Annotated in this window: 5 protein-coding genes; all 5 read right to left on the bottom strand. The window is 62.3% G+C overall.

Going from position 1 to position 6,357, the window contains the following annotated elements:
- Positions 1–312: 312 nt before the first annotated feature.
- The 5 genes from msrQ to AC2FNS_RS09185 all read right to left on the bottom strand — a co-directional run bounded on the left by msrQ (position 313) and on the right by AC2FNS_RS09185 (position 6,270).
- On the bottom strand, positions 313–927 hold the full coding sequence (gene msrQ, locus AC2FNS_RS09205; protein ID WP_496713760.1) for a protein-methionine-sulfoxide reductase heme-binding subunit MsrQ: 615 nt from the start codon (positions 925–927) through the stop codon (positions 313–315).
- A 4-nt stretch (positions 928–931) separates the two neighbouring features.
- On the bottom strand, positions 932–1,834 hold the full coding sequence (gene msrP / locus AC2FNS_RS09200) for a protein-methionine-sulfoxide reductase catalytic subunit MsrP (RefSeq protein ID WP_496713758.1): 903 nt from the start codon (positions 1,832–1,834) through the stop codon (positions 932–934).
- 180 nt (positions 1,835–2,014) lie between these two features.
- On the bottom strand, positions 2,015–4,633 hold the full coding sequence (gene clpB / locus AC2FNS_RS09195) for an ATP-dependent chaperone ClpB (protein WP_496684314.1): 2,619 nt from the start codon (positions 4,631–4,633) through the stop codon (positions 2,015–2,017).
- A 126-nt stretch (positions 4,634–4,759) separates the two neighbouring features.
- Positions 4,760–5,074, bottom strand: coding sequence for a hypothetical protein (locus tag AC2FNS_RS09190; RefSeq protein ID WP_496684311.1), 315 nt, complete (start codon positions 5,072–5,074; stop codon positions 4,760–4,762).
- 263 nt (positions 5,075–5,337) lie between these two features.
- Entirely contained in the window at positions 5,338–6,270 is a 933-nt protein-coding gene (locus AC2FNS_RS09185) for a tetratricopeptide repeat protein (RefSeq protein ID WP_496711702.1), read from the bottom strand.
- Between the last annotated feature and the right edge of the window lie 87 nt (positions 6,271–6,357).

The raw sequence follows: 6,357 nt of genomic DNA, 5'->3' as shown, positions 1-6,357 counted from the left end.
AACAAATCCTCAAGATGCCCCAGTCTCTCCTGAGCGTCACAACCGTCTTTCCAGTCCGTCAGGCCGCCTCTCCAGCCCGTCACCAACGCCTCACCAGCGCCGGTGAAGGGGGTTCTAAGATTATCCAACCAAAGCCGCAAGGGGAAAATTCAACAATCCCTCAAAAAAGTTTCTTCCAAAGATTTCCGATTATATTTCAATACTTTAACTACAAACCCCCGACCGTTCTGACCACCACACGCTCGCTGGTTCGCTCCGGACAGGACCCGCAAACCCGCAGTCCACAGGTTTACCCACAGACTCGGGCGCGAGTCAGGCGGAATCGGAGCTGCTTCGCGCGAACGGATAGCGTGGCACTGGCAGCCGCGACAGCAGAAGGAGGCAGATGACCAGCAGATAAAGCAAAGGCTCGATCTGGAATCCCTTGGCCACCATCACATAGTGCAGACCGGCCAGAACAGCCGCCGGATAGACAAGACGATGCAGCTGGCGCCAGGCGGCTCCGAGACGGCGCACCGAGGCGTTGTTCGATGTCAGGCCCAACGGCAGCAACAACACGAAGGCCGTCATGCCGATCGTGATATATGGCCGTTTCAGGATATCCGCCCAGATCTGCGCGGGCACCTGCACGTCCAGCACCAGCCAGACCAGCAGATGAAAGCTCGCATAACAGACGGTCAGAACGCCGATCGCCCGCCGGAACTTCATCAGGTTCAGCCCGACCAGACGTCGCAGCGGCGACACTGCCAGTCCCAGGATCAGCAACTGAAGGGCCAGCTCGCCATATTCATGTTCCAGCGCCTCGATCGGCTCGACGCCCAGTCCACCGGTCAAACCCAAATAGAATAGCCACGGCGCCGGCAGCAGGCCCAGCAGGTAAACCGCCCAGACCGGAACGCGCCTCAGGAACTGGTTCAGCTTGCTCATGGCTTTAATAATACTCGGACAGATCCATTCCGTCATACAGGCTTGCGACGTCAGACTCGTAGCCATTGAACATCAGCGTTGGCTGACGCTTGGCAAACAATCCGCCGCCGATGACCCGCTCAGAGGCCTGGGACCAGCGGGGATGATCCACGGTCGGATTCACGTTGCTGTAGAACCCGTATTCACGCGGGTTGGCCATGTTCCAACTGGTTGGCGGCTCGTCCTCGGTCAGGGTGATGCGTACAATCGATTTGATCGACTTGAAGCCATATTTCCAGGGAACCACCAGCCGCAGCGGCGCGCCGTTCTGATTGGGGATCGGGCGGCCATAGATACCCGTCGCCATGATCGTCAGAGGGTGCATGGCCTCGTCCAGCCGCAAGCCCTCGCGATAGGGCCAGTCCAGAACCGGATAGGCAACGCCCGGCATCTCATCCGGACGCAGCGCGGTTTCGAAGGCCACGTATTTCGCCCCCTCCTGCACACCAGCCATGTTCAGCAGATCGGCCAGCTCGAACCCGTTCCACGGCACGACCATCGACCAGGCCTCGACACAGCGGAACCGATAGATCCGCTCTTCGATCGTCATCTCGGACATGATATCCTGGAAGTCGTACTCCCCCGGACGGTCAACCAACCCGTCGATTGTCACGCTCCATGGTTCGGTCTTGAGGGTATGGGCGTATTTCGAAGGATCGTCCTTGCGAGTTCCGAACTCATAGTAGTTGTTGTACGAGGTTATATCTTCCCAGCTGTTGGGCTCGGGCACGGCCTCGGCCTGCGCACGCCCGGCCATTGCAGCAATGCCGGATCCGGCCAGCCCCGCCATAACCTGCCGGCGGTTTAGAAACGCCGCCCGAGGCGTGACGTCGGCATATGTCAAATTGTTGGTCCAGCGATGCGCCATCTCGGTCTCCGTTCCGTTTCAACCCCTGACCCGACCTAGCCCGGTCTTAGCACAGGACCAAGGCAACTTGCGTCACGATTGAGAGACGGGACTGTAACGAACCGGCCGCCCGCTGACGCCGGACCGACAAAATGGCCCGCCATCTCTGGCGGGCCTTTCCTGTTTCAACCTAGCCGCAGCTTAGTGCACGACGGCTTCGTCCGGGCGCGGGCGGTCGCTGGTGCCCAACCGGTCGCCGATGATCAGGCCATCGGGTCCGGCAGTCACCGGCACGGTATCGCCGTCCCGGATTTCGCCAGCCAGCAAAGCCTCGGCCAGCGGGTTCTGCAGGGCACGCTGGATCACGCGCTTAAGCGGACGCGCCCCGAAGACCGGGTCGTAGCCTTCGTTGGCCAGCCATTCCTTGGCGGCCTCGTCCAGCTCCAGCCGGATCTTGCGCGCGGCAAGCCGCTTCTGCAGGCGGGCCAGCTGGATGTCGACGATCGCAGCCATATCCGACCGCTGAAGCCGATCGAAGATGATGGTCTCGTCCAGACGGTTCAGGAACTCGGGCCGGAAATGCGCCCGGACCGCGTCCATCACGTCGCGCTTGGCCTGCGCCGTGTCGGCGCCTTCGGGCAACTGGCTCAGCGCCTGCGACCCGAGGTTCGAGGTCAACACGATCAGCGTCTGCTTGAAGTCGACCGTGCGGCCCTGGCCATCGGTCAAGACACCATCGTCCAGCACCTGCAACAGCACGTTGAATACGTCCGGATGCGCTTTCTCGACCTCGTCGAACAGCACCACCTGGTACGGCCGCCGACGGACGGCTTCGGTCAGAACGCCACCTTCCTCATATCCGACATAGCCCGGCGGTGCACCGATCAGGCGGGCGACGGCGTGTTTCTCCATGAATTCGGACATGTCGATCCGCACCATCGCGTGTTCGTCGTCGAACAGGTATTCGGCGACGGCCTTGGTCAGCTCGGTCTTACCCACACCGGTCGGGCCGAGGAACAGGAACGAGCCCAGCGGGCGATTCTCGTCGTTCAGACCGGCCCGGGCCCGGCGCACGGCATTGGCCACGGCGCGCACGGCCTCGTCCTGGCCGACCACGCGGGCATGCAGCGCTTCTTCCATGCGCAGCAGCTTTTCACGCTCGCCTTCCAGCATCTTCGAGGTCGGGATACCTGTCCAGCGTTCGACCACGGCCGCGATCTGTTCAGGGCGTACCGTTTCCTTGGCCATCACAGCGTTGCTTTCCTGGCTTTCAGCCTCGGCCAGCTTGCGCTCCAGCTCGGGGATCACGCCATAGGACAGCTCACCGGCCTTGGCCAGATTGCCCTCGCGCTTGGCGATCTCCAGCTCGGCGCGCGCCTTGTCCAGCTGTTCCTTCAGCTCGCGGGCGCTGGCAAGCTTGTCACGCTCGGCCTGCCACTGGGCAGTCAGCTCGGCGGATTTCTCCTTCAGCTCAGCCAGTTCCTTCTGCAAGGCCTCAAGCCGATCTTTCGAAGCCGCGTCATCTTCGAGCTTCAGTGCCTCTTCCTCGATCTGGAGCTGCAAGATCTGGCGATCCAGCTGGTCCAGCTCTTCGGGCTTGCTGTCCACTTCCATACGCAGACGCGAGGCGGCCTCGTCCACGAGGTCGATTGCCTTGTCGGGCAGGAAGCGGTCGGTGATGTAGCGGTGCGACAAGGTCGCGGCCGACACCAGCGCCGAATCCGAGATGCGCACGCCGTGGTGCAGCTCGTATTTTTCCTTGATGCCGCGCAGAATGCTGATCGTGTCCTCGACCGTGGGTTCCTGCACGTAGACGGGCTGGAACCGGCGGGCAAGGGCCGCGTCCTTCTCGACGTATTTGCGGTACTCGTCAAGCGTGGTGGCGCCGATGCAGTGCAGCTCGCCCCGCGCCAGCGCGGGCTTGATCAGGTTGGCCGCATCCATCGCGCCGTCGGTCTTGCCGGCACCCACCAGCGTGTGCATCTCGTCGATGAACAGGATGATCTCGCCAGCGGCCGCGGTGACCTCGTTCAGAACGGCCTTCAGACGTTCCTCGAACTCGCCACGGTATTTCGCACCAGCGATCAGGGCACCCATATCCAGCGCCAGCAGCTTCTTGTCCTTCAGCGATTCCGGCACGTCGCCGTTCACGATGCGGAGAGCCAGACCTTCGGCGATGGCGGTCTTACCCACACCGGGCTCACCGATCAGAACCGGGTTGTTCTTGGTCCGACGCGACAGAACCTGCATGGCGCGGCGGATTTCCTCGTCGCGGCCGATGATCGGGTCAATCTTGCCCTCGCGGGCGGCCTCGGTCAGGTCGCGGGCATATTTCTTCAGCGCGTCATAGCCTTCTTCGGCATTGGCGCTGTCGGCCGTGCGGCCCTTGCGGATGTCGTTGATCGCCTCGTTCAGCTTCTGGGCGGACACGGCACCGGCTTCCAGGGCCTCCTTGGCCTTGGATTTGACGATGCACAGCGCCATCAGCACACGCTCGACCGGCACGAAGCTGTCTCCGGCCTTCTTGGCGATCTTCTCGGCCTCGTCAAGAACCTTGGCGGTCTGGCCGTCCAGATAGACCTGGCCCGCGTCGCCGCTGACCTTCGGGATCTTAGCCAGGGCAACATCCAGCGCCTCGACCACACGCTCGGGCGCGCCGCCCGCACGTTTGATCAGGTTGCTGGCCAGCCCCTGATCATCATCCATCAGTGCTTTCAGAATATGCTCGGGAGCCAATCTCTGGTGTCCCTCGCGCAGCGCAACAGTTTGCGCCGCCTGCACGAAGCCTCGTGCCCGCTCGGTGAACTTGTTCAAGTCCATCATTCTCTCCTTTTCCAAGCGCCCAAGGTTTTTGCGCCCGCTCGGCGGCACGCTTAGTTCTGGGCCTCATTAATCAATTTGGGAAATGCCCCTGCCGCTTCAAGAGGGTGGCGGGTGAAAAAACGCTCAGCCGCGGGGAATCGTATAGACGGTATAGCCGCCGGTTTCGGCCACCTGCTCGGCATCAAGCGTCTCGACCAGCGACTGCGCGGCGGCGCTGCCGGTGGGGCACGACACGAGGTCAGCGGTGTGGTCCAGGAAATTGCCGGTAAAGGCGGTTTCACCGGTCAACTGGCACCAGTCATCTTCGGACCGATAGCCGCGGACGAGATACAAATCGTCATTGGTCGGGGGCGGCGCAGCGCCTGTTTCGGTTTGCGGCGGCGTGTCGGCACAGGCGGCCAGCGTGGCCATGACGGCCAGCGGAACAAGGTGCTTCATGGTCTGTCCCTTCGGTGTAATTTTCGTTTCTGAATGGCGGCACCATAGCACAGTTGGGACAGCGCGGGGGAAACCACGCCCCCCCTGGCCCGGTGCAGGGTTCAACCGCCTTCGATCTGCCGGATCAGCTTTTGCGCCTCGTCATCGCCCTGCCCGGCCGCGAGGCGAAGAAACCTCAGCGCCTCTTCAACTTCGCCGATTTCATGGAGCAATCGGCCGAACTTGCGCTGCGACTTCATATCGCCGAGCTTCGCGGCCCTTCCTTAGAACACGAAGGCCGCTTCCATGTCCCGAGGCACGCCATCCCGCCCGTGATAGGTCAGAGACCCCAGATTGCGCAGCGCGATGACATCGTCCTGCTTGGCGGCCTGGAAATAATAGTCCAACGCCTGTTCGATGTCCTTGAAATAGCCGTTCTCGCCGGTTTCGTAGATGTAGCCCAAGCGCACCGCGGCATCGGTGCTCCCGTTTCGGGCCGCCATCTTCAGATAGTCGACCGCGCGCCGCATGTCGCGCGTGACATGCGTGCCTTCGCGGTAGAATGTGCCAAGCCGCAGCAGAGACTGCTCGTATCCGAGGAACGCGGCCCTTTCATAATAGTACAGCGCCTTGTCGAGGTCGGGCGCAACACCTTGCCCGTTCTCGTAGCCATACGCGACGTTGTGCATTCCCATCGGCAGACCGGTTTCGGCAGCCGCCATGTACCAGGCAAATGCGGTCACATCGTCCGCGGGAACGATCTTGCCATCGCCATAGAGCGTGGCGAGCGTGTTCATCGCCAGCCCGCTGCCCTCCATCGCGGCCAGCTCCGAGAACTCGAGCGCCATTTCCAGCTTGCCGCCCTTCATCAAAGCCCGACCAAAGGCGGCGACGACCTCGGCATCGACATTCTGGTTTTTCAGTAGCAGCTCGGCACAGGTCGCCATCGCATTCTTGGCGTCAATGTCCGCCCATTCCACCCCGTCGAAAAGCGGCGACTGGCCCGGAGCGGCGGCGACCATCAGGCACTCATATTCTCCGTCCGAATAGTCGGGCTCGTATGGTGGATCGTCGGGGTCGGGTTCCGGCCGGGGCCGCAGGTCGGAGACCCGCAGGCGTCGTTGCGGTTCTTTGGGGGCGTCGACCTCGGCCGGCGCCAGGGCCCTCCGGTCAGCACTGCCAGCAGATCGCGCGCAAGTTGGGAATAGATCGAGCACTCCGCGTAGATCTCGGCAAAGCTTTGGATGGCTGCCGCCGACCTGCTGTCCTTGACATCCGCCCAGACCTGTCGGGTCTCGCCGCAA

The organism is Ruegeria sp. BHSA191 (assembly GCF_059613325.1).
This window is presented reverse-complemented; position numbering and strand designations above follow the sequence as displayed.

Bases quoted from the DNA above. Each gene is read 5' to 3' on its own strand.
- msrQ (WP_496713760.1), bottom strand. From the start codon at position 927: ATGAGCAAGCTGAACCAGTTCCTGAGGCGCGTTCCGGTCTGGGCGGTT.
- msrP (WP_496713758.1), bottom strand. From the start codon at position 1,834: ATGGCGCATCGCTGGACCAACAATTTGACATATGCCGACGTCACGCCT.
- clpB (WP_496684314.1), bottom strand. From the start codon at position 4,633: ATGGACTTGAACAAGTTCACCGAGCGGGCACGAGGCTTCGTGCAGGCG.
- AC2FNS_RS09190 (WP_496684311.1), bottom strand. From the start codon at position 5,074: ATGAAGCACCTTGTTCCGCTGGCCGTCATGGCCACGCTGGCCGCCTGT.